The organism is Mycobacterium sp. NGS24, from assembly GCF_059813065.1.
Window position 1 is genome coordinate 61,968 of sequence record NZ_JCALDW010000012.1, and the last position, 21,950, is coordinate 83,917.

A 21,950-nucleotide genomic window follows, 5' to 3' on the forward strand; every position below is an offset into this window, starting at 1 on the left:
AGGAACCCTAGCCGCGCCGCTCCAACCACTCGACCAGCGAGCGTCCGGCGTCCAGCACGTGTCGTTCGGCGATGGCGCGGGCCCGCTCGGAGTCCTTGTCGCCGAACGCGTCGAGCAATGCCTGATGGTCGTCGAGCGAGTGTTTCTCGTGGTCGGGAAATAGGGTGAGGAAGTTGGTGGGCACCACCCGCGCGGCCTGCTTGATCTGGGCCATCAGGCGCGGTGAGTGTGCGGCGCGGTGAATCTTCTGGTGGAAATGCCAGTTGGCCTCGCCGATGCTGTCGTCGCCGGACCGGGCGGCCACGTCGGCGGCAAGTTCGCGCAGCATGGCCAGTTCGTCCGGTTCGATGCGCTGCGCGGCCCAGGCTGCTGCCTGCCCGGTCAGCACGCCCAGGATGGTGAAGCTGTCCAGCACGTCGTCGGGGCTGATGCCGATCACCGTGACGCCGCTGCGCGGGGCGACCCGGACCAGGCCCTCGAAGGACAGTTCCAGCAGGGCCTCGCGGACCGGGGTCCGACTGGTGGCGAACTCCTCAGTGATGGCGTCGAGGTCGATACGAGCTCCGGCGGGTAGCGCGCCGGTGATGATGCGGTCGCGCAGTTCGCGGGCCGCCCGCTCCCGCACGGTGCCGGAGATGTCGATCCCTACCACCTGGCGAGCATACCAAACGTGACATTTGAAATCTGATATATCAGATGTTACATTCCGAACTATGCGAACCGATCAGATGTCCCTCGTCGCCTTCATGCAAGCGGGCAGCACCTCGGTGTATGCCGGATCGTGGCGGCACCCCGCGACCGAGCACCGCTATCTCGACGCGTCCTACTACGCCAAGATCGGCCGCCAGCTCGAAGAGGGCTGCTTCGACCTGATGTTCTTCGACGACCGGTTGGCCATGCCCGGGGTGTACGGCGGGTCGGTGGACGAGGCGGTGAAGTACGGCGCGCGGCCGGTCAAGCTCGACCTGGGCGTCGTGCTGGGCGTACTGGCGCAGGCGACCTCCCACATCGGGCTCGGTGCCACCTACTCGACCACCTACTACGCGCCGTTCCACGTCGCCCGCACCTTCGCGTCGCTGGACCACCTCTCTGCCGGGCGGGCCGCCTGGAACGTCGTCACCTCGGTCAACGACAGCGAGGCGCAGAACTTCGGTGTCGATGCGCATCTGGGTCACGACGAACGGTATGACCGTGCCGACGAGTTCATGGACGTGGTCACCGGCCTGTGGGACACCTGGGAGGACGACGCGATCCTGCACGACCGCGGCTCCGGTCGGTACGCCGACCCGGCCAAGGTGCACGAACTCGGCCATGTCGGCCAGTACTTCGCCGCCCGCGGGCCATTGACGGTGCCCCGCACGCCGCAGGGCCGGCCGGTCGTCATCCAGGCGGGGTCCTCGGGTCGCGGCCGCGAATTCGCCTCGCGCTGGGCCGAATTGATCTTCACCGGCGACCCGGGCATCGACGTGGCCCGTACCCACTACGCCGATCAGAAACAACGCATCGAAGACGCCGGGCGCGACCCCGCCTCAGTGCGCATCTGCCCGATGGCCTACGCCGTGGTGGGGGAGTCGGAGTCGCACGCCAAGGACCGCGAGGCGATGTTCCTGAACGACCTGGTGCACCCCATGGCGTCGCTGACCCTGTTGTCCGAGTTGATGAACTACGACTTCGCCCGGCACGACCTCGACGACCCGGTCACCGACGAACTCATCGCATCGGCGTCCGGAATCCGCGGCCTGGTGCAGAACCTGCGCACCCATATCGGGGGCGACACCGTGACGGTACGCGATCTGGCCGGCCACCGCGCCACGCTGTTGCAGGGGCCGCGATTCGTCGGCACCGGCGAGCAGGTTGCCGATCAGATGGCGGACTGGTTCGAAAGCGGCGCCTGCGACGGATTCGTTTTGGCGGCAACGCATCTGCCGGGCGCCTTCGAAGACGTGGTGCGCATGGCGGTGCCGGAACTGCAGCGACGTCGGCTGTTTCGCACCGCCTACGAGTCGTCGACCTTGCGGGGACACCTGGGCCTGCAACGACCGGTGGGCGCCCATGCTTGACGGTCTGCGGGTGCTGGACCTTGCGACCCTGGCGGCCGCGCCACTGGTGGCCACCTATCTCGGCGAGTTCGGTGCCGACGTGGTCAAAGTCGAGCAACCAGGGTGCGGTGATCCCATCCGGACGTGGGGCAACCAGCGCGACGGCGTCGGACTGATGTGGAAGTCGTTGTCGCGCAACAAACGGTCCGTCACGCTGGATCTGCGGTGCACCGAAGGCCAGGAACTGACCCGCAGGTTGGTCGCGCATGCCGACGTGGTGATCGTCAACACCCGGCCGCAAACGTTGCGCAAGTGGGGGCTGGACTACGAGAGCTTGCGGGGCGTCAACGAGCGAATTGTGATGCTGCATATCACCGGATACGGACTGAGCGGACCCAAGAGCGAACGGCCCGGGTTCGGCACCCTCGGCGAGGCGATGAGCGGTTTCGCCCATATCACCGGACAGGCCGGCGGGCCGCCGACCCTGCCGCCATTCATGCTGGCCGACGGTGTCGCGTCGCTGAACGCGGCGTATGCGGTGCTGATGGCGCTCTACCACCGCGACGTGCACGGTGGTCCCGGACAGCTCATCGACGTCAATCTCATTGACCCCCTGGCCCGATTGCTGGAGCAGACCCTGCTGGGGTACGACCAGTTGGGCCTGGTGCCGGAACGGTCGGGCAACCGTTGGGACATCTCGGCCCCGCGCAACACCTATCGCACCGCTGACGACCGGTGGCTGGCGATGTCGGGCAGTTCACCAGCGCTGGCGCTGCGGGTGTTCCGGGCCATTGGCAGAGACGATCTGGTGCAGGATACGGATTTCTCCGACCCGCAGCGCCGGCTGGCCCGGGCCCGTGAGGTCGATACCGTGGTGGCGGATTGGGTTGCCGGCAAGACACTTTCAGAAGCGATGGAGGTTTTCCAGGCCCATGAGGTGGCGGCGGCACCGGTGTATGACATCACCGATCTGGTCGACGACGAGCAACTCACCCATCGCGGCGTGTTCATCTCGGTCGACGACGACGAACTAGGCGCGATGACGGTGCAGGCTCCGGTGCCGCGATTCTCGGCGGCCACCGGCACCGTCGGACAGCTGGGTCCACGCCTGGGCCAGCACAACGCCGAGGTCTACGGCGAACTACTCGGTCTGAGTGCCAACGACATTGAGGACCTGCACGCCCGGGGTGTGCTGTGAGAGAGGAGCATTCATGACTGGACCACTGCGTCGCTCGGAACTCGCCGTGCCCGCCAGCAACGACAACATGTTCGAGAAGGCCGCGGGATGCGGCGCGGACCTAGTGTTCCTCGACCTCGAAGACGCCGTACCCGCGGCGTTCAAGGAACAATCGCGGGCCAAAGCAATTGCGGCACTCAACGACATCGACTGGGGCAGCACCGCCCGTGCCATCCGGATCAACGGCCTGGACACCCCGTGGTGCCATGACGATCTGATCGAGGTGGTGACCAAGGCCGGACGGAATCTCGACACCATCATCGTCCCGAAGCCGCGCACCGCCCGCGACGTGTGGTGGGTCGACGTGTTGCTCACACAGCTCGAATCAAAGTTGCTACTCAACAAGCAAATTCGCCTCGAAGTGCTGATCGAGGAAGTGGAAGGCCTGGCCAATGCCGAGGCCATCGCGGTAGCCAGCCCGCGGTTGGATGCGTTGATTTTCGGGGTGGGCGACTTCTCGCTGTCCCAGGGCGCGCGGGTGGACACCAACTTCGTCCCGCTCGGCGAATACCCCGGCGACTTCTGGTCTTACGCGCGCAACAAGGTGATCGTGGCGGCGCGCATCGCGGGCATCGATGCCATCGACGCGCCGTACCCGGACTATCAGGATCTCGCCGGCTATGAGCGGGACGCGCGCCGGGCCTCGCTGATGGGGTATACCGGCAAGTGGGCGATCCACCCCAGCCAGGTGCCGGTCGCAAACGGTGTCTACGCGCCGACCGCCGACGAAATCGCTGTAGCCAAACGTAATGTCGCGGCCTACCGGGAAGCAGAAGCCAACGGTCGCGGCGCGGTCGGGGTGAACGGGGTGCTCGTCGACGCTGCCCACGTGAAGATGGCCGAGCAGACGCTGGCGCGCGCCACACTGATCAACGGGTCCTAGATTGTGATGACTATTGCGAAGATCCCTTGCGGGGATGGTTGACATACCACGATGGCAGCGATCTGCTACGCATGTGGTGAAGTGGCCACTTACCGCTGCGGATGTCTCGCAGTCGTTCTGGATGGGAGATACGGTGCCGTACGTCGAATCCGCGGTACGCACCAAGCAGGCAGTGGCCGCTGCGCGCGCAGTGCTGATGCGCGACGGGGTGGGCGGCACCACCATGCGCGCAGTCGCGACTGAAGCCGGCGTCCCGCTGGGCACCCTGCAGTACGTGTTCCCGTCCAAGCAGGGCCTGCTGCGGGCGGTGTTCGAAGACATCGTGGAAGAGATCGCCGAACTGCTGCGGGTTTCGGCGGAACTCGAAGCCGGTCTGGAGCATGCGATTCGGGTGGGGTTGCGCAACTTCTGGACGGAGTTGGTGGTCAACCATCGCGAATTGCAGTTGGTACAGCTCGAACTCGTCACCCATGCGTTGCGGACGGCCGGTCTGGAGGAACTGCCGCGCTGGCAGTACGAGCGGTACATCGAAATCGTTGCGCAGTGGTGTGAGTCGGCCGCGACGCGGGCGGGGGAGACCACGACGATTCCCTTTGATCGGCTGGCCCGGCTGCTGGTCGCCGGTATCGACGGCCTGATCCTGCAGCACGTGATCAGCGCGGACGCGGACCGGTCAAGGGCCGATCTCGACGCGCTGGTCGAGACGGTCGTGTCTCTCGCGGTGGTCCGGTCCCCCTCCAACTGACTCTTGCCCACGGCTCTGCAGTGCCCTAGTTTAAGCTCAACTAAGTCATACGACTGTATGAGTTGGGAAGGTGCAGGCAATGGTGGATGTCGATGTGGTGGTCGTCGGCGCTGGACTCGCGGGGCTGTCGGCGGCCCGCGAGCTGGTCGCCGCCCGAAAGTCCGTGTGCGTCCTGGAAGCCAGGGATCGCGTCGCCGGCCGCAACCGCGGCGGGTTTCTCAGCAACGGGGTTCCCGTCGAATTGGGCGGTCAGTGGGTCGGGCCAGGCCAGGACACGGTGCTGGCGCTGATCGACGAGCTCGGGCTCGAGACGTTCCCCACCTATGACACCGGTGAGGCGATCACTGCCATCGATGGTGAGACGTTGCGCTATAACGACGCATCGTTCGGACTTCCGGCCGACAACCTTGCCGAGATCGGCCGGGTCTGGGGCGAGCTCGAGACGCTGGCGGCCACGGTGCCGACGGCCTCGCCCTGGCAGGCGGCGGACGCTGCCGATCTGGATCGGCAGACCTTCGACGGCTGGTTGACGGCCCAAACCTCCGACCGGATCGCGCTCCGATTCTTCCGGCTCGTGGTGCCCACCTTGTTTTGTGCGGAGACGCCGGAACTTTCGTTGCTGCATCTGTTGTTCTACCTGCGGTCGGGTAGCGGCTTGGCCGGAATGCTCGCGGTGACCGGCGGTGCGCAGGAGCTGCGAGTACTGGGTGGGACGCACCAGATCTCCGAGCGATTGGCCGCGGAACTCGGTGACCGAGTCCAGTTGGGAGCGGTGGTCCGGACCATCGTGCAGGATCCGGATGGGGTCACGGTCACTTACGAGGATGCCGACGCGGCGAGCTCGGGCACGGTGACGGCCAGCCACGTGGTCGTCGCGATTCCGCCGACCCTGGCCGGCCGGATTCGGTATGTGCCGCCGCTGCCTTCCGCTCGCGACGCGTTGACCCAGCAGTTCCCGGCCGGGTCGGTGATCAAGGTCCAGGTCGGTTACTCGACACCGTTCTGGCGCGATGCCGGGCTGAGCGGCTTCGTGACCAGCCTCGACGATGCGTTGAGTGTTGTCATGGACAACTCACCGCCCGACGCATCCTGCGGGGTCTTGGTCGGGTTCATGGACGGCGCCCATGCCCGGGATGCGGCCGAGTTGCGGGCTGAGCAGCGCCGCAAGCTGATCATCGATGCGCTGGTGAAATATTTCGGGCCGCAGGCCGCCGAGCCGTTCGACATCACCGAACTTGATTGGGCGGCAGAAGAATTCACCCGTGGTTGCTACGGCGGACGCCTCGCCGCCGGCGCGCTGACCCAGTTCGGCAAGGCGCTGGCCGCTCCGGTCGGCCGGATCCACTGGGCCGGCGCCGAGACTGCCCAGCAGTGGTGCGGTTACATGGACGGCGCCATCACGTCGGGTCGCCGCGCAGCCGGGGAGATCCTCGACACCAGGTGACAATGCGGCACACTGGGTCGGTGGTCGAGGTAGCCGTCGAGTCAGGCGTAGTTCGCGGACGACGGCACCGCGACGTGGAGATGTGGCGGGCGATTCCCTATGCGGCACCACCGGTCGGCCCGCTACGCTTCCGGGCGCCGCAGCCCGTCACGCCCTGGTCCGGCGTGCGCGATGCGACCCAGTTCGCCTATGCCGCGCACTCGCACCGGTTCAGCTCGCCACTCGGCGTCGTCAAGCGGCAGATTCAGCACGAGGACTGCCTGACGCTGAACGTGTGCGCACCCGCCAAACGCACCGACGGTCCGCTTCCGGTCCTGGTCTTCATTCACGGCGGCGGTTACTTCGAGGGCACATCCGCGCTGCCGGTGCACGATCCGACGCCGCTGGTGCGGCGCTTCGGGATTGTGCTCGTCACCATCAACTACCGGCTCGGTGGTTTGGGCTTCGTCGATTTCTCCGGCTACGCAACGGAATTCGAGTCCAACCTGGGGCTACGCGATCAAGTGGCCGCGTTGAGTTGGGTGCGGCGCAACATCGCAGCTTTCGGCGGTGATCCCGACTGCGTCACCGCCTGCGGCCAGTCCGCCGGTGCGAGCGCCGTCCTGACCCACCTCGCCGTGCCCGCTGCGCAGGGTCTGTTCCAGCGGGCGATCGCGCAGAGTCCGATACCCGACGCGGTGCGCACGCCGGAGCAGGCCGCAGACACCGCGCGTCAGGTCGTCGATGTGCTCGGCGGTGATCACACCCTGCTGCGCACGGCGCCTCCCGCCGCGATCACCCGGGCCGCGATCCGGGTGATGTTGCGGACCGCGCGCACCGTCCCGTGTCAGATGGCGCTGGCACCGGTGATCGACGGGGACTTCCTGCCCGAAGATCCGACGGCGGCGATCGGCGCCGGCCGCGCCCACCGCGTCCCGCTCATCATTGGGTCGATGCGCGACGAGATGGGGCACGCCGGCTGGGTGCCGGTGCGGCCGTTCGTCGATCTGTTCCCGACCACCCCGGCGCGGGTGGACCGCATGTTCGCGGCAACCGATCCCGCCGCCCGGAAAAACGTGTTGGCGCACTATCCGGATTACCCCAGCGCGGCGACGCTGACCCGGCTCGCCACGGATTGCTTCTTCGTCCGGCCGATGATCGCCGCGGCCGAGGGCCACGCCCGACACGCGCCGACCTACCTCTATCGGATCGATTACGCCCCGCCGGTGCTGCGCCGGATCGGGATGGGCGCCATCCACGCCACCGATGTACCGCTGTTGTTCGGCAGCGCGGGTGCTGCGGCGCTGGCGGTCGGAGGACGCCGCGAACACCGCGCCATCGGCGACTGGGTACAACAGCACTGGGTCGAGTTCGCGCGGACCGGCAGCGCCGCTTGGCCCGCCTACGCCGACGGGGAGGCCGCCATGGTGATTGATCGCCCGGAACCGCGTATGGTCGACGGACTCTACAGCGCGACCCGCGACGCATGGTGTCATTACCGTGGACCGCAGCGGGACGCGAAACCTACTGCAGCGCATTAGCAGGCACCGATGCGCCGGGTAGCGATACTGGATGATTACGCGGGTCTTGCTCTGCAGCTGGCTGACTGGTCGGAGATTCAGAAACACTGTGAGATAACGGTTTTCGATCGGCACCTGACCGAAGACGAGGCAGCCGAGGGGCTGCTGCCGTTCGACGTGCTGTGCACGATGCGCGAGCGAATGGTGTTCCCGCGCGGCCTCATTGCACGGTTGCCGAATCTGAAGCTCATCACCATCGTCGGTCGCAGCCTGCCCAACCTCGACCTGGCCGCCGCTACCGAGCACGGGATACTGGTCGCCCATTCCGACTTCGCGCATCCGCGATTCCGCGCGGTGCGCGACGCCACCCCCGAACTGGCCTGGGGACTGATGATCGCGACCGTGCGGAATCTGGCCGAAGAGCACCGGCGCATGCGCGGTGGTGGATGGCAGAGCACCACCGGTATGACATTGTCCGGCAAGACTTTGGGATTGCTCGGACTCGGCCGAGTCGGTAAACGTATGGCCGAATATGCAACCGTATTCGGTATGGACGTGGTGGCCTGGAGTCAGAACCTGACCCCGGATGCCGCCGCGCAAGCGGGCGCACGGTGGGTCGAGAAGGCGGCGTTGTTCGAACAGTCCGACGTGGTGTCCATCCACCTCGTACTATCCGAGCGCACCCGCGGGCTGATCGGTGCGCCCGAGCTTGCCCTGATGAAGCCGACGGCGTTCCTGGTCAACACGTCTCGCGGGCCGATCGTCGACGACACAGCGCTCGTCGAAGCCCTGCGCCGGGGCCGACTCTCCGGAGCGGGCCTGGACGTCTACGACACCGAACCGCTGCCCGTCGACCATCCGCTGCGGACGCTGCCGAACGTGACACTCTCGCCCCATCTCGGCTACGTCACGCGAGAAATGCTGAGCGCGTTCTATTCCGACGCCATCGAAGCCGTGGCCGCCTGGCTGGACGGTACTCCGACGCGGATCGCGAATCCCGAAGCGCTGCGCTAGACGGTGCGGCCACGCCGTCAGCCCCGACCAGCAATCCAGCGGGGGCTTCGCACCGCCTCCAGGGCCTCAGCTACGCAGCGATCCAGCGGCTGCCGAGCCGGGTCTTGCCGCACCCAGCGCTGGAACCCGAAATCGGCGGCGGCAAAACTCAAATGCACCAACAGACCTGGCCGGATGTCGGTGTCAGGATCCACACCCATCCGGTGCGCGGTGATTCCGGTGGCTCGCTGCCGGTCATCAGCGGTGTGAAACTGCAGCCGCTCCAGGACTTCGGGTGCCACCAGCAGCGCCGACCGCCACTCCTCGGTATCGGCCGCACCGAAGGATCGGGTGCGACCGACGATGGCATTGGCCAGTGCGACATCCGGTGATTCGGTGGCCGGCTGCTGTTCGAGCAGGCTTACCACTTCGGCTCCGCCATGCCGTGCCGGCGCCAGCAGCAGATCCTCCTTGGTGGTCACGTGCCGGAACAAGGTGCGCGTGGAAACGCCTGCGGCGGTAGCGATCTGATCCGTCGTCACGCCGTCGTAGCCGCGCTCAGCGAACAATTTGAACGCAGCGCGACGGATGTCGGCGCGGATCTGGGCACGCTGGCGGTCCCGCAGCGACTCCCCCGAGACACTCACCGGAAGCTGCCGATCCCACCGTCGACATGGATGGTCTGCCCGGTGAGGAACGTCGAATCGGCGCCCAGCAGGAACGCAACCAGTGCACCCACATCGGTACGCACGTCCCCGATCCGCTTCATCGGGACCCGTCCGACTGCCTTGGCGTAGTCGTCGGGAGCGAGCTGCTTCCACAGCTTGACGCCGTCGGATTCGGCGAACGGGCAGATGACGTTCACCCGGATGTTGTCGCGGCCCCACTCCAGCGCCGCGACCTTCGACAGGCCGCGGATCGCTTCCTTGGCGGCGGCGTATCCACCGAACTTGGGTTCGCCGCCGGTGCCCGAACCCGAGCCGAGGTTGACGATCGAGCCGCCACCGGCAGCGACCATCACCGGGTATACCGCCTGCATCAGCAGAAACGTGGCGCGCGGACCGACGTCGTAGCCGAGTGCCAGGTCGGTGGGGGTGATGTCGACGAACGGCTTGGGCTCGTTGCTGGCGATCGCATTGTTCACCAGGCCGTGCACGGTGCCGAATGTGCCGACGGCGGCGGCCACGATCTGCGGCACACTGTCCACGTCCCGCAGGTTGGCCGATAGCGTCGAAAGCCGTTCTCCGGCATTGAATTCCGCTTGCAGTTCAGCCGCGGTCGCGGAGAGCTTGTCGTCTTGGATGTCCACCAGCAACACCGAGGCACCCCGTTCCAGCAGTGCGGCGCTCACCCCTTTGCCGATGCCCTGCGCGGCGCCGGTGACGACGACGACCTGCCCGCGCAGCGAGTCCGGGTGCGAGTAACTCATCCGGCTGGGCCCAATCGCAGGGGCACCCCACGATGCAACTCGTAGGTGCTGCGTACCGCTCCCGGCAGTTCGATGAACTCGACCGCGGTACCGTCCGGGTCCTTGACGAAAAACATTCGCACACCGCTGATTTCGAAAGGCTCCTGCTCCGGGGCATAGCCGGCGTCCCGAACCCGGCGGTGGGTGTCGTCCAAATCGGTGACCGACAGGGACAGGTTGTGAATGCCGGCGATGCCGGGACGGGCCGGCTGGTGGTGCGGCGCGGCTGGCCCCAGCGAGAGCAGTTCGATCATCAGCCCGCCCAGCAGCCCACCGACCACCCGGCCCTGCTGCTTGCGGGTGGAATGCAGGACGGCGTTGAACGGCTCGCCGGAGATGGTCTGGTCGAACACCACGTCGAGGCCGAGCAGGTCGCGATAGAACCCCAGCGCGCGGTCCATGTCGGTCACCCCGACGACCAGGTGACAGAACGAAACATCCTCGAGCACGCTCATGGCTTCTCCCGCGCGCGAGCCGAAACCAGCGGTGGCGCAGGCAGATCGAACGAGGGCTTGGTGGTGCCGCCGTCGACCCGCAGGATCACCCCGGTCACCCAGGACGAGGCGGGCGAGGCGAGATAGAGCGCCGCGGCGGCGATGTCGCGTGGGGTCCCGATACGGCCCATCGGGGTGTTCGCCACGAACTCGGTGCGCAGCGCGTCGTTGGTCGTCACGAAATCCATCGACTGTGTCGCCACCCCACCGACACCGATCGCGTTGACCCGCACCAGGGGCGCCAGGTCGGCCGCCATGTCCTGAGTCATCATGTTCAGCGCCGCCTTGCCCGCGCCGTAGGCCGTCATGCAGCGCATCGCCATGTCACCGGACCGGGATGAGATGTTCACGATCGATCCGGATCCGTCGGTGTCCACCATGGCCTGCGCGGCTAGGCGACTCAACACGAACGGTGCGACGGCATTGAACTGCAGCGCGGTGCTCAGGTACCGCGAGGAGGTCTGCATGGCCGGGCGCGGCTGGGTTCCGCCGGCGTTGTTGACCAGGATGGACAGTCGGCCGAAGTGCTCGACGGTCACTGCGACCAGCCGCTCCAGGTCGTCCTCGACCAGCACGTCGGTGACGACGGAAAGGCCACGGCGACCGGTCTTTTCGATCAGCCGCACGGTTTCGTCCAGATCGGACCTGGTGCGCGCGGCCACGACGACGTCCGCACCCGCCTCAGCGAACGCGACCGCGATGTCGCGACCGATCCCGGCGCCGGCGCCGGTCACGATGGCGACGCGGTCGGTCAGGCGAAAGGAGTCCAGGATCATCGGTTGCCGCCCGCGAGGTGCGGCGCCGGACGTCCGGCGAACAACGGCAGGTCCAGGTAGGTCTTGATACCGGGCTCGGCCGCGCACACGTCGGGGATGGCGTTGACGCAGTGGTTCGCGGTGGCGACCACGCCGGGATTGCGGATCAGACCCTCGGCGACGCTGGGCGGTTGCAGCCCCTTGAAGGTGAGGTTCACGGTGGGGTCACCGGTGATCTCGACCTCGAACCGCTCGCCTTCGCCGCCGAAGTTCCAGGCGGGTTCCAGGTTCTCCTCGCCCATCAGCCAGTTGACCGCGGCGGTGATGACCGGTTCGCCGTCGACGGTCGCTTGCCACCGAAACCGCCGTGCGGCAACGGTTCCCGCAGTGATGGCGAATGGCTCGTAGTCGATCTCGGCGGTGGCTACCGCGATCTCCTGAAGCGTCTGGATGCCGGAATCGATGCGGAAACCCATGTGGTCGGCGATCATCCGGACCGACATCTTGAAGCCTTGCTCCAGCAGCGCGGCCATCGGTCCCTGCACAGCCTCCTCGGGGGTGCCGCCGAATCCCATGATGTGTCGCACCACGTCCGGGGCGTTGTAGGTGCGGATGTCCGAGAATTCCTCGGCGCGCACGTGGGTGACCGCCGAGGACAGCCCGGACAGCATGAGCGGGAAGCGCTCGGTGATCCCGCCGGGGTGAATCCCCGACCCGTGCAACGTGACCCCGGCCTCGAGTGCGGCGTCGGCGACGGCCCGGTGTCGGGGATGGGTCAGGTCCGGGTAGACCCAGCCGACTGGGGTGACGATGTTTTTACCTGACCGCAGGATCGCCAGCACTTCGTCGTCGTTAGGGATCAGCGGGCTGTAAACGACGCAGTCGGCGTCCAGAGCCAGGATCTCGTCGACGTTGGTGGTGGCGGTGACACCTATGGGGTCGACTCCCACGATCTCGCCGACATCTCGGCCGTTCTTGTCCGCGGAGTGGACCCAGCAACCCACCAAATCGAGTTGCGGATGGTTCAGCACGCATTGGACGGCGGCTTTCCCGACGCCCCCGGTCGCCCACTGGATGACGCGAAGTGTGGGCGCAGCGATCATGGGACACCTTTCCGACGGAACTGAGGGCAGTGGTGGCAATGTATGACGATATGGCAGTGACTGTCAATATCGTCGGCACCAACCAGCCGCTACTGGACGGTCCGAACCCGACCGCGGTGTTACGCCTGTGGGGTGACGGCGGCGCGCTCGGCAGCCGCCTGATCGGTGCGGCGGACGAATCGGCGCAGCAGGGTGGTGGCGGTCCCGATGCAGGCGACCAGCAGGATCGGGCCGGTGGTGACGATCAGGATCTGCGAGATGTCCACCGGCAGAGCGAAGATGCACGCGACCGCGGCGATCGGGAACATCCCGCAGACCAGTCCGAGCTGCACGCACAGGCGGGTGTGCAGGCTGTGCCAGTCGCGGATCTCCCGCTCCGACCAGCCGCGCTGCGGTAGCGCCGCTTCCGCGAGGCTGGGCACGATCGCACCGGTGATCACCTTGGAACTTGGTTTGCGCAGCACACCGCTGACGACCACCGACCACACCAGGAACGTGGCCGGAATGAGCTCGGTGACCTGGACGATGCGCGGATTTTTGGTGGTGAACGCGACCGCGAGGGAGACGGCGGCGCACACCAGCACAGCCACGTTGAGAAACTCCACCTTGCGCTTGCGGACCACCGTGTACAGACCCTGCAGGGTCGCCACGACGATCGCACCCACCAGGGCCAGGTAGGGCGTGACGCCGAAGAGGCGCAGGCCGTAGTAAGCCAACACCGGCGGGACCATGTTGACGACGGTGGTCATGGCGTACTCGCGCAAGCTTTTCGGTGCATCGAACCCCGCGTTGGGGGCTTCGATGGTCACGGGCTCGGATTGGTGAGACACGGTTCGAGGGTAGCCGAACGTTAGGTACACCTAACATCGAGCGGGTGGCGAAGCTGAGCGCCGGTCTGCTGTTGTACCGGACACGAGCCGGGGTCGTCGACGTCTTGATAGCGCACCCGGGCGGCCCGTTCTGGGCGCGCAAGGACGACGGCGCGTGGTCGATCCCGAAAGGCGAGTACGCAGACTCCGACGATCCGTGGGCCACGGCGCAGCGCGAGTTCACCGAAGAGATCGGGCTGCCGGTGCCCGACGGACCGCGGACCGACCTCGGTGCGGTGCGACAACCCAGTGGCAAAGTGGTCACCGCCTTCGCCGTCCGCGGGGACCTCGACATCACCGATGCGCGTAGCAACACCTTCGAAATGGAGTGGCCGCGCGGGTCGGGGAAGATTCGCGAGTTCCCCGAGGTCGATCGCGTCGGCTGGTTTCCGGTGGCCCAGGCCCGAAGCAAGCTACTCAAGGGGCAGCGGGTCTTCCTCGATCGCCTGCTGGCCCAACCCGGCCTGCCCGGGTCGGGTCAGGATGCTCCGTGAGCGACTGTGTCGGACAACCACTTTCGCGGGTCAGCCAGCGGCGCGCGACAGCCCGTTGATGCAACGTGCGCCGGGCGGCGCGGCCGCCCCGTGCACAATGGGCAGCATGCCATCGACGCCAACCCAGGCCGACTCGCAGACGCTGCTGCTACGGCTGCTGGACCAGGCAAACCGCGCCAATCCGTATCCCGTGTGCGCGGAGCTGCGCGAGCTCGGACCCATCGAGCTGCCGGGCGGCAACTTCGTCCTGTTCTCCACCTACCGCGACTGCGACGAGGTGCTGCGGCATCCGGCCTCGAGCAGCGACCAATTCAAGTCCACCGCGGCGCAGCAGATGATCGAGGCGGACCAGGCGATGCGCCGGGAAGTACCGCCGGGCTTCCTGTTCCTGGACCCACCCGATCACACCCGGCTGCGCAAATTGGTCAGCAAAGCGTTCGCGCCCCGGGTGGTGAGTGCGCTGCAACCCGAGATCAGCGCGTTGGTGGACGGCATGCTGGACCGGATCGCCGAGCGGGGGAGTTTCGACGTGGTCGCAGACTTCGCCTACCCATTGCCGGTGGCAGTCATCTGCCGGTTGCTCGGGGTGCCCTTGGCGGATGAGCCGCAATTCAGCCGCGCCTCCGCGGTGGTGGCCAGGGCGTTGGACCCGTTCCTGGTCGACGATCAAGACGACGGTGTCGAAGAATCGCTGGATGCCGGGGCGAGTTTGCGCGAGTACTTGCACGGCCAGATCGACCGTCGCCGTGCCCAACCCGGTGACGACCTGTTGTCTGCGCTGGTGGCCGTCAACGAATCGGGCGATCAACTGACCGAGGAGGAGATCGTCTCGACCTGCCTGCTGCTGCTGGTGGCCGGACACGAGACCACGGTGAACCTGATCGGGAATGCGATCCTGGCGATGTTGCGCGACGGCCGCCAGTGGGGTGCGCTCGGCGCTGATCCCGGTCGGGCCGCGGCGATCGTCGAGGAAACCCTGCGTTACGACCCGCCGGTGCAGCAGTTGAGTCGAATTGCCCTGGACGACATCAGGATTGGCGATACCGAAGTCGCCAGGGGTGACGTGATGCTGTTGCTGCTGGCCGCCGCGCATCGCGATCCCGCCGAGTTCGATCGACCGGACAGCTTCGACCCGGACCGCACCTCGTTGCGGCACTTGGGATTTGGTCGCGGTGTCCACTACTGCCTGGGGGCCCCGCTGGCTCGGTTGGAAGCGACGGTGGCGCTCTCAGCGGTGACGGCCCGCTTCCCGAACGCCCGGCTCGCCGGCGAACCGCTCTACAAACCCAACATCAACTTGCGGGGTCTGTCGACACTGCGGGTCGAGGTTTAACGGCGCCCGGCCAGGCTGATCAACAGCGGTATCGGAGTGCCTACCGGATCGAGGGCTTCCGCGTCGCGGTAGACGCCGATGGTGTATTCACCGGTGGTCTCGATGGCGAACGACAGTTGCGGGGTGAAGCACCGGTACTTCGACGGCTTGCCCTCTTCGTCCGGCCACTGCCAGGCCGAGCGGACGGTGCCGCGGATCGTCCCGCCCGGATCTTTGCAGACGATGAACAACTGCGGGTCGAAATCCCCACCTGCCGGTGCATGGACCACCAGCACCAGCGGGACCGTCAGCCAAATCGGAACCTGGTTGACGTCGTAGCTGGTGATCGGCAAACGGGTGGCGTCGATAGCGGAGTCGTCGATGTTGGCGGAGCCCGCCACGAGCAATGCGGCAACGTGCATCGCGCCAGCCTATTCGGGACTGTCGGCGTCTGGGGTGGCATCGGGCAAAACGATAGAAATCGGCACCGGCGTGGACAACTCGAATTTCCCGTCGGCGTCGTAGTACGCCCCGACCGTGTACTCGCCTTCGGACGCCACCTGGAACGAGAGTTCCTGGGTGAAACACCGGTACTTCGACGCGAGCTTTGCGTCATCGGGCCAGTGCCACGTCGCCCGCAGGGATCCCAGCGGTTGCCCGGATGGATCCTTGCACACGACGTGCAGGTCAGGGTCGTAGTCGCCACCTGCAGGTGCGTGCACCACCAAGACCACGGGAACTGTTGCCCACAAGGGCATTTGGTCAACCTGAAACCACGCCATCGGAATGGACGTGGCATTGATCGCGCCGTGTTCGTCGAACGCGGCGGTACGTGCAACGAACAACGCACACACGTGCAGCATCACGACATCCTAAGTGCGGGCCAGGCCAGGTCCGCGATCGCGATGCAGTACCCGTCGCCGACCGGCGTACCGCGCGCGAACATTCAGCGGCGCCAGGTCGTTCATCCGACAAGACCCGGCGCGTCCTGCGCTGGCCGGCGTGAACACAATGAACTGATGGAGCTACCCGTGATGCCGCCGGTCTCGCCGATGCTGGCCAAGTCGGTGAAGTCGATTCCGCCCGGGGCCTCGTATGAGCCCAAATGGGACGGTTTCCGCTCAATCTGTTTCCGCGATGTCGACGAGGTCGAGCTGGGCAGCCGCAACGAACGGCCGTTGACCCGCTACTTCCCGGAGTTAATCGCGGCAGTCAAAGCCGAGTTGCCGCGACGCTGCGTCATCGACGGCGAGATAGTCATCGCCGGCGCACAGGGCCTGGATTTCGAAGCTTTGCAACAACGCATCCATCCGGCCGAGTCGCGGGTGCGGATGCTGGCCGAGCGCACTCCGGCGTCTTTCATCGCGTTCGACCTACTGGCCCTTGCCGATGAGGACTACACGAAGCGGCCGTTCAGCGAGCGGCGTGCCGCCCTGGTCGAGGCGCTGGCCGGGTCGGGTCCGTCGATCCACGTCACGCCGGCCACCACGGATCCGGCCACCGCTCAGCGGTGGTTCGAAGAATTCGAGGGAGCCGGCCTCGACGGCGTCATCGCTAAGCCGATCGCCGGCACCTACCTGCCGGACAAGCGAGTCATGTTCAAGATCAAGCACGAACGCACCGCCGACTGCGTCGTCGCCGGCTACCGGGTGCACAAGTCCGGCGGTGACGCTATCGGTTCGCTGCTCCTCGGACTCTACGAGGATGGTGGCCCCTCAGGACAGCTGGCCTCGGTCGGCGTGATCGGTGCGTTCCCGATGGCCGAGCGCCGACGGTTGTTCACCGAATTGCAGCCGCTGGTCACCACTTTCGATGGCCATCCCTGGAATTGGGCGGCACATGAGGCGGGTGAACGCACTCCCCGCAAGAACGAGTTCTCCCGCTGGAACGCGGGCAAGGACCTGTCCTTTGTGCCGCTGCGCCCGGAGCGAGTCGTCGAGGTTCGCTACGACCACATGGAAGGCCGACGGTTCCGCCACACCGCGCAGTTCAACCGGTGGCGCCCCGATCGTGACCCACGGTCGTGCACCTACGAACAGCTGGAGCAGCCACTGACCTTCAGCCTGGGGGACATTGTGCCGGGCCTCGGCTAGGCGAACCGGGGGCGTAAAGCTGCTTCGACCCCCGCGGGATGGTCTGCTGCTAACTCGGCGTGCTGGAATCGACTCATGGCGGCCAAGGCAGAAGAGCTCGATGTCGACGGCATCGCCGTGCGGTTGACCAATCGGGACAAGATGTACTTCCCCGAACTCGGGACGGAAGGCACCAAGGGCCGACTCGTCGAGTACTACCTGGCGGTGGCCCGGGGGCCGATGCTGGCGGCGCTGCGTGACCGCCCCACGCACCTGCAACGTTTTCCCGACGGCATCGACGGCGAAGAGATCTACCAGAAACGGGTGCCGCAACACCATCCCGATTACCTGGAAACCTGCCGGATCACCTTCCCGTCCGGACGCACGGCCGATGCGTTGCAGGTGACCCATCCGGCGGCGATCGTGTGGGCGGCGCAGATGGGTACCGTCACGCTGCATCCATGGCAGGTGCGCTGCCCCGATACCGAGCACCCCGACGAGTTGCGCATCGACCTGGATCCGCAGCCCGGCACCGGTTTCGTCGAGGCGCGCACAGTGGCGGTGGACGTGCTGCGGCCGCTGCTGGACGAACTCGGGCTGGTGGGTTATCCGAAGACCTCCGGAGGCCGCGGCGTGCATGTCTATCTGCGCATCGCCACCGACTGGGATTTCATTCAGGTGCGCCGCGCCGGCATCGCACTGGCCCGCGAGGTGGAACGGCGTGCGCCGGACGCGGTCACCACGTCCTGGTGGAAGGAAGAACGGGGGGAGCGGATCTTCATCGACTTCAACCAGAACGCCCGCGACCGCACCATGGCGTCGCCGTACTCAGTGCGGCGCACCCCGATCGCGACCGTGTCGATGCCGCTGAGCTGGGACGAACTGGCCGAGGCGGACCCGGATGACTACACCATGGCCACGGTGCCGGATTTCGTCGCCGCCCGGGACGATCCGTGGGCCGGTATGGACGATCACGCGCAGTCGCTGACCCCACTGCTCGAGCTTGTCGAGACCGACGAAGAGCGCGGCCTGGGGGATATGCCGTATCCGCCCAACTATCCGAAGATGCCGGGCGAACCCAAACGCGTCCAGCCCAGTCGGGATACCGACCGGAAGAAGGCCTAGAGCCCGAACCTCCGCGTCCCTGAGTCTGCAATCTCCGCGTTTGCGCCGATGTTTTACGCGCGGTGCCCCCCGCATGCTGGCTAGCATGGACGAGATCGATCCGCACCTGGATATGCCGCTGGCGAGCTGGAGCAAAGTTGGCGTGAGCGGGCTGTTGCCGACGGGCATCGTGTCGTTGCTGCTGGCAGATGTCGAGGGTTCGACGCGGCTGTGGGAGACCCAGCCCCAGGAGATGACCACCGCACTCACCCGGTTGAACAACGCCGTCAACGAGATCGTCGCTGCACATCAAGGGGTGCGGCCGGTCGAGCAGGGTGAAGGCGACAGCTTCGTCGCGGCATTCGCCCGTGCGTCCGACGCCGTCGCGGCGGCGCTGGAGTTGCAACGCGCGCCCCTGGCTCCCATCCGGTTGCGCATCGGCATCCACGTCGGCGAAATTCAACTGCGCGACGAGGGTAACTACGCCGGCCCGACGATCAACCGGACCGCCCGGCTGCGCGACCTGGCGCACGGGGGCCAGACCGTGCTGTCCGGCGCGGCAGAGGAATTGGTGGCTGATCGACTGCCCGCCGATGCCTGGCTGGCCGACCTGGGCAGCCACACCCTGCGCGACCTACCCCGGCCGGAACGGGTACTGCAGCTTTGCCATCCCGACCTGGTCAACGAGTTTCCGCCGCTGCGGACTTCAAAGGGCACGAAAACCGTTGCCGTGCATAACCTTCCACCGGATCTCACCAGCTTCGTCGGTCGCGTGGCGGAGCTGACCCGGGCGCGGGAACTGCTGGCGGCCAACCGGCTGGTCACCCTGACCGGCGCGGGCGGGGTAGGCAAAACCCGGTTGGCGGCCGAGATTGCGACCCGGTTGGCGAGCGAGTTCATCGACGGCGTCTGGTATGTGGATCTGGCTCCGTTGACCGATCCGGAGGTCGTCCCGATCGCCGCGGCGCGTGTGTTCGGACTCGGTGACCATCCGGGTCGATCCACGATGGAAGCCCTCCTCCGGTTCGTCGCGGAGCGCCGGATGCTGGTGGTGCTGGACAACTGCGAGCATCTGCTGGACGCCAGCGCGGAATTGATCGTCGGCCTGGCGGGTGCCGCCCCTGACCTGACGTTGCTGGCCACCAGTCGCGAGCCGATCGGTGTCGCAGGCGAGGTGGGCTGGCGGGTGCCGTCGCTGCCCCTGGCCGACGAGGCCGTCGACCTGTTCGTCGACCGGGCACAACGCGCCCGGCCCGACTTCTCCGTCACCGACGAGAATGCTGCTGCAGTCACTGAGATCTGCCGCCGCCTCGACGGATTGCCGTTGGCGATCGAACTGGCCGCGGCTCGGGTGCGCGCCTTATCGCTGACCGAGATCGTCGACACTCTGCACGACCGTTTCCGGTTGCTGACCGGTGGAGCGCGCACCGCGGTGCGCCGCCAGCAGACATTGCGCGCATCGGTGGACTGGTCACACGCGTTGCTGACCGCGTCCGAACGAATCCTGTTCCGTCGGCTGGCGGTGTTTCTCGGCGGCTTCGATATCGCCGCGGCGCAAGCGGTTACCGGATTCGACGAGGTGGAGCATTACCAGGTTCTGGATCAGCTCACGTTGTTGGTCGACAAGTCGCTGGTGGTCGCGGACGACCGCCGAGGCCGTACGCGGTATCGGTTGTTGGAGACGGTCCGTCAGTACGCCCTGGAGAAGCTGGGTGAGTCGGGGGAGGGAGACGCTGTCCGATCGCGCCACCGCGATCACTACACCTCAGTGGCGATCGCGGTTGACGCACCCGCGGGCACAAATTACGACAACCAGGTCGAGCAGGCCGAACTGGACTTCGACAATATGCGTGCCGCGTTCGGGTGGAGTTGCGAAAACAACGACACCGCAATGGCATTGACGTTGGCTTCCGCCCTGCAACCGCTGTGGATCGGCCGCGGCCGAATTCGGGAAGGACTGGGGATGTTCGAGACCGTCCTCACCGACGACGTCGCCGACGATACCGGTTTGCCTCTTGCCGTCCGCGCCCGAGCGTTGGCCGACAAAGCTTTCCTGGATTCAGCTTTCGGGGGCGTGGACTGCCTCGGTCAAGCACAACAAGCCTTAAGGCTTGCGCGGGAAGCCGACGACCCCGCGGTGTTGGCCAGGGTGCTCACGGCGTGCGGTTTCACCGCCGCCTACAACGCCGTGTTGGCGGGTGAGTATTTCGCCGAAGCGGCATCACTGGCTCGGCAGTTGGACGACAAGTGGCGGCTCAGTCAGATCCTTTCATGGAACGCCAGTTCGCTGATCGCGACAGGCGATTTATTCGGCGCGGAAGCGGCCGCCGAAGAGGGGCGTGATGTCGCCGACGCCATCGGTGACCGATTCAATTCGCGCCAGTGCCGGCTGTGTCTCGGTGTGGTTCGGATCTACCGAGGCGATGTTGCCGGAGCGGTTTCCGGACTGCAGGAGGTGATAGCCGAGGCGCGGGCGGAGGCCGGCGACGCTCTCAGGCTATTGGAAGGGACCTGCCTGGCTCATTGCGGTACAGCGCTGGCGTGGCAAGGTGACGTGGACGCGGCCCGGGCCGCGTCGGAGGCGAGCATCGAGGCCTTATCGGAAGTGGGCGGGATGTTCACCGGTCTCGGCTATTTGGCATTGGCAAACTCAGGCCTGGCCGCCGGTGATGCGCGGCAGGCACTGGACGCTGCTACGAAATCATGGGAGTTCGCGAGTTCGGTGCCGGGCCTGGCCGTGCATGTTCGAGCCGCCCAAGCGCAGGCTCTATGCGCGAGCGGGGATCTGATCGAGGCGCGGCGCTGGGCCGACGAGGCGGTGGCGACAACGCTGGGCTGGGCGGTACAGATGTATTCGCTGACAGCTCGTGCCCGCGTCGCGATCGCACAGGGTGAGCCAGAGCAGGCGCGGCGCGACGCCCAAGACGCGCTGGCATGTATGCCAGCCGGTTTCTTCGGCGCCACCGGTACCGACACCCTGGATTGCGTCGCCACCGTCGCGGCGGAATCCGGCAGCTACCCTGAATCCGCGCGGCTCTTTGGTGCGGCGGCGGGCATTCGGCAGCGGATGGGCATCGTGGGCTTGAAGGTCTGGGCGGCCGGCTACGAGGCCTCCGTTGCTGTGCTGCGCAATGCTATGAGCGACAACGACTTTGAAGCCGCCTGGGCCGAAGGGGCAGCGATGTCCCCCGCGGAGGCAACTTCCTACGCGCAACGCGGTCGCGGCCAACGCAAACGCCCCGCGAGTGGCTGGGGTTCGCTGACCCCTACCGAGCGCGACGTGGTGCGACTGGTCACCGAAGGGCTGGGCAACAACGACATCGCCGCAAGGCTTTTCGTCTCACCCCGCACGGTCCAGTCCCACCTGACGCACGTCTACCAGAAGCTGAGCCTGAGCTCCCGGGTGCAACTGGTGCAAGAAGCCGCCCGCCACCCCTGA

General features: G+C 66.5%; 21 protein-coding genes. 12 read left to right on the plus strand and 9 right to left on the minus strand.

Annotated features, from left to right (window positions below; all coding sequences use genetic code 11):
- Nucleotides 1-7: 7 nt before the first annotated feature.
- Complete coding sequence (locus AC5Y6Y_RS16625; protein ID WP_463826073.1) at nt 8-652, minus strand: GntR family transcriptional regulator; 645 nt, start codon at nt 650-652, stop codon at nt 8-10.
- Nucleotides 653-713: 61 nt separating this feature from the next.
- Between AC5Y6Y_RS16625 and AC5Y6Y_RS16630 the strand changes: the two genes are divergently transcribed.
- The 7 genes from AC5Y6Y_RS16630 to AC5Y6Y_RS16660 all read left to right on the plus strand — a co-directional run bounded on the left by AC5Y6Y_RS16630 (nt 714) and on the right by AC5Y6Y_RS16660 (nt 8,861).
- On the plus strand, nt 714-2,060 hold the full coding sequence (locus AC5Y6Y_RS16630; protein WP_499918358.1) for an LLM class flavin-dependent oxidoreductase: 1,347 nt from the start codon (nt 714-716) through the stop codon (nt 2,058-2,060).
- A complete protein-coding gene (locus AC5Y6Y_RS16635) occupies nt 2,053-3,237 on the plus strand; it encodes a CaiB/BaiF CoA transferase family protein (RefSeq protein WP_473138594.1) in 1,185 nt (394 codons plus the stop codon). Before AC5Y6Y_RS16630 ends, AC5Y6Y_RS16635 begins: the two co-directional genes overlap by 8 nt.
- A gap of 13 nt (nt 3,238-3,250) precedes the next feature.
- On the plus strand, nt 3,251-4,159 hold the full coding sequence (locus AC5Y6Y_RS16640) for an HpcH/HpaI aldolase/citrate lyase family protein (RefSeq protein WP_473138593.1): 909 nt from the start codon (nt 3,251-3,253) through the stop codon (nt 4,157-4,159).
- Nucleotides 4,160-4,292: 133 nt separating this feature from the next.
- Nucleotides 4,293-4,904, plus strand: a complete 612-nt coding sequence (locus AC5Y6Y_RS16645) for a TetR/AcrR family transcriptional regulator (protein ID WP_473138592.1) — start codon at nt 4,293-4,295, stop codon at nt 4,902-4,904.
- Nucleotides 4,905-4,983: 79 nt separating this feature from the next.
- Nucleotides 4,984-6,348, plus strand: coding sequence for a flavin monoamine oxidase family protein (locus AC5Y6Y_RS16650; RefSeq protein WP_473138591.1), 1,365 nt, complete (start codon nt 4,984-4,986; stop codon nt 6,346-6,348).
- A 20-nt stretch (nt 6,349-6,368) separates the two neighbouring features.
- The gene (locus AC5Y6Y_RS16655; protein ID WP_473138590.1) at nt 6,369-7,868 is read left to right on the plus strand and encodes a carboxylesterase/lipase family protein; all 1,500 of its coding nucleotides are present in this window, start codon (nt 6,369-6,371) and stop codon (nt 7,866-7,868) included.
- Nucleotides 7,869-7,877: 9 nt separating this feature from the next.
- Complete coding sequence (locus AC5Y6Y_RS16660; protein ID WP_473138589.1) at nt 7,878-8,861, plus strand: D-2-hydroxyacid dehydrogenase family protein; 984 nt, start codon at nt 7,878-7,880, stop codon at nt 8,859-8,861.
- A gap of 17 nt (nt 8,862-8,878) precedes the next feature.
- Here AC5Y6Y_RS16660 and AC5Y6Y_RS16665 read toward each other — a convergent pair whose 3' ends face one another.
- The 6 genes from AC5Y6Y_RS16665 to AC5Y6Y_RS16690 form a co-directional block, all read right to left on the minus strand.
- Nucleotides 8,879-9,487: a TetR/AcrR family transcriptional regulator gene (locus tag AC5Y6Y_RS16665; protein ID WP_473138588.1), complete on the minus strand. Its 609-nt coding sequence runs from the start codon at nt 9,485-9,487 to the stop codon at nt 8,879-8,881.
- Nucleotides 9,484-10,269 carry an SDR family NAD(P)-dependent oxidoreductase gene (locus AC5Y6Y_RS16670; RefSeq protein ID WP_473138587.1) on the minus strand — a complete coding sequence of 262 codons (786 nt, stop codon included), beginning with the start codon at nt 10,267-10,269 and terminating at the stop codon, nt 9,484-9,486. Before AC5Y6Y_RS16670 ends, AC5Y6Y_RS16665 begins: the two co-directional genes overlap by 4 nt.
- Nucleotides 10,266-10,763 carry a VOC family protein gene (locus tag AC5Y6Y_RS16675; RefSeq protein WP_473138586.1) on the minus strand — a complete coding sequence of 166 codons (498 nt, stop codon included), beginning with the start codon at nt 10,761-10,763 and terminating at the stop codon, nt 10,266-10,268. Before AC5Y6Y_RS16675 ends, AC5Y6Y_RS16670 begins: the two co-directional genes overlap by 4 nt.
- Nucleotides 10,760-11,578: a glucose 1-dehydrogenase gene (locus AC5Y6Y_RS16680; RefSeq protein ID WP_473138585.1), complete on the minus strand. Its 819-nt coding sequence runs from the start codon at nt 11,576-11,578 to the stop codon at nt 10,760-10,762. The genes AC5Y6Y_RS16675 and AC5Y6Y_RS16680 overlap by 4 nt, the downstream gene beginning before the upstream one ends.
- Nucleotides 11,575-12,660, minus strand: coding sequence for an NAD(P)H-dependent amine dehydrogenase family protein (locus tag AC5Y6Y_RS16685; RefSeq protein WP_473138584.1), 1,086 nt, complete (start codon nt 12,658-12,660; stop codon nt 11,575-11,577). The genes AC5Y6Y_RS16680 and AC5Y6Y_RS16685 overlap by 4 nt, the downstream gene beginning before the upstream one ends.
- Before the next feature lie 119 nt (nt 12,661-12,779).
- Nucleotides 12,780-13,409 carry a VC0807 family protein gene (locus AC5Y6Y_RS16690; RefSeq protein WP_473138923.1) on the minus strand — a complete coding sequence of 210 codons (630 nt, stop codon included), beginning with the start codon at nt 13,407-13,409 and terminating at the stop codon, nt 12,780-12,782.
- Nucleotides 13,410-13,534: 125 nt separating this feature from the next.
- On the opposite strand from AC5Y6Y_RS16690, the gene AC5Y6Y_RS16695 reads away from it, so the two are divergent.
- Both AC5Y6Y_RS16695 and AC5Y6Y_RS16700 read left to right on the plus strand, forming a co-directional pair.
- Nucleotides 13,535-14,023: an NUDIX hydrolase gene (locus tag AC5Y6Y_RS16695; protein ID WP_473138583.1), complete on the plus strand. Its 489-nt coding sequence runs from the start codon at nt 13,535-13,537 to the stop codon at nt 14,021-14,023.
- A gap of 106 nt (nt 14,024-14,129) precedes the next feature.
- The gene (locus tag AC5Y6Y_RS16700) at nt 14,130-15,356 is read left to right on the plus strand and encodes a cytochrome P450 (protein ID WP_473138582.1); all 1,227 of its coding nucleotides are present in this window, start codon (nt 14,130-14,132) and stop codon (nt 15,354-15,356) included.
- Here AC5Y6Y_RS16700 and AC5Y6Y_RS16705 read toward each other — a convergent pair.
- The gene (locus AC5Y6Y_RS16705) at nt 15,353-15,757 is read right to left on the minus strand and encodes a hypothetical protein (RefSeq protein WP_463826058.1); all 405 of its coding nucleotides are present in this window, start codon (nt 15,755-15,757) and stop codon (nt 15,353-15,355) included. The two genes, AC5Y6Y_RS16700 and AC5Y6Y_RS16705, sit on opposite strands and share 4 nt — an antisense overlap.
- Nucleotides 15,758-15,766: 9 nt before the next feature.
- Nucleotides 15,767-16,198 carry a hypothetical protein gene (locus AC5Y6Y_RS16710; protein WP_463826057.1) on the minus strand — a complete coding sequence of 144 codons (432 nt, stop codon included), beginning with the start codon at nt 16,196-16,198 and terminating at the stop codon, nt 15,767-15,769.
- 156 nt (nt 16,199-16,354) lie between these two features.
- Between AC5Y6Y_RS16710 and AC5Y6Y_RS16715 the strand changes: the two genes are divergently transcribed.
- The 3 genes from AC5Y6Y_RS16715 (at nt 16,355) to AC5Y6Y_RS16725 (ending at nt 21,950) form a co-directional block, all read left to right on the plus strand.
- Nucleotides 16,355-17,428, plus strand: coding sequence for an ATP-dependent DNA ligase (locus AC5Y6Y_RS16715; protein WP_473138581.1), 1,074 nt, complete (start codon nt 16,355-16,357; stop codon nt 17,426-17,428).
- A gap of 75 nt (nt 17,429-17,503) precedes the next feature.
- Nucleotides 17,504-18,532, plus strand: coding sequence for a non-homologous end-joining DNA ligase (gene ligD / locus AC5Y6Y_RS16720; protein ID WP_473138580.1), 1,029 nt, complete (start codon nt 17,504-17,506; stop codon nt 18,530-18,532).
- A 73-nt stretch (nt 18,533-18,605) separates the two neighbouring features.
- Nucleotides 18,606-21,950, plus strand: coding sequence for a LuxR family transcriptional regulator (locus tag AC5Y6Y_RS16725; protein WP_473138579.1), 3,345 nt, complete (start codon nt 18,606-18,608; stop codon nt 21,948-21,950).

Excerpts from the sequence above, each read along its gene's own strand:
- AC5Y6Y_RS16630 (WP_499918358.1), top strand. The coding sequence starts at position 714 with ATGCGAACCGATCAGATGTCCCTCGTCGCCTTCATGCAAGCGGGCAGC.
- AC5Y6Y_RS16635 (WP_473138594.1), top strand. The coding sequence starts at position 2,053 with ATGCTTGACGGTCTGCGGGTGCTGGACCTTGCGACCCTGGCGGCCGCG.
- AC5Y6Y_RS16640 (WP_473138593.1), top strand. The coding sequence starts at position 3,251 with ATGACTGGACCACTGCGTCGCTCGGAACTCGCCGTGCCCGCCAGCAAC.
- AC5Y6Y_RS16650 (WP_473138591.1), top strand. The coding sequence starts at position 4,984 with ATGGTGGATGTCGATGTGGTGGTCGTCGGCGCTGGACTCGCGGGGCTG.
- AC5Y6Y_RS16660 (WP_473138589.1), top strand. The coding sequence starts at position 7,878 with ATGCGCCGGGTAGCGATACTGGATGATTACGCGGGTCTTGCTCTGCAG.
- AC5Y6Y_RS16670 (WP_473138587.1), bottom strand. The coding sequence starts at position 10,269 with ATGAGTTACTCGCACCCGGACTCGCTGCGCGGGCAGGTCGTCGTCGTC.
- AC5Y6Y_RS16675 (WP_473138586.1), bottom strand. The coding sequence starts at position 10,763 with ATGAGCGTGCTCGAGGATGTTTCGTTCTGTCACCTGGTCGTCGGGGTG.
- AC5Y6Y_RS16680 (WP_473138585.1), bottom strand. The coding sequence starts at position 11,578 with ATGATCCTGGACTCCTTTCGCCTGACCGACCGCGTCGCCATCGTGACC.
- AC5Y6Y_RS16685 (WP_473138584.1), bottom strand. The coding sequence starts at position 12,660 with ATGATCGCTGCGCCCACACTTCGCGTCATCCAGTGGGCGACCGGGGGC.
- AC5Y6Y_RS16690 (WP_473138923.1), bottom strand. The coding sequence starts at position 13,409 with ATGACCACCGTCGTCAACATGGTCCCGCCGGTGTTGGCTTACTACGGC.
- AC5Y6Y_RS16700 (WP_473138582.1), top strand. The coding sequence starts at position 14,130 with ATGCCATCGACGCCAACCCAGGCCGACTCGCAGACGCTGCTGCTACGG.
- AC5Y6Y_RS16705 (WP_463826058.1), bottom strand. The coding sequence starts at position 15,757 with ATGCACGTTGCCGCATTGCTCGTGGCGGGCTCCGCCAACATCGACGAC.
- AC5Y6Y_RS16710 (WP_463826057.1), bottom strand. The coding sequence starts at position 16,198 with ATGCTGCACGTGTGTGCGTTGTTCGTTGCACGTACCGCCGCGTTCGAC.
- AC5Y6Y_RS16715 (WP_473138581.1), top strand. The coding sequence starts at position 16,355 with ATGGAGCTACCCGTGATGCCGCCGGTCTCGCCGATGCTGGCCAAGTCG.
- ligD (WP_473138580.1), top strand. The coding sequence starts at position 17,504 with ATGGCGGCCAAGGCAGAAGAGCTCGATGTCGACGGCATCGCCGTGCGG.
- AC5Y6Y_RS16725 (WP_473138579.1), top strand. The coding sequence starts at position 18,606 with ATGCTGGCTAGCATGGACGAGATCGATCCGCACCTGGATATGCCGCTG.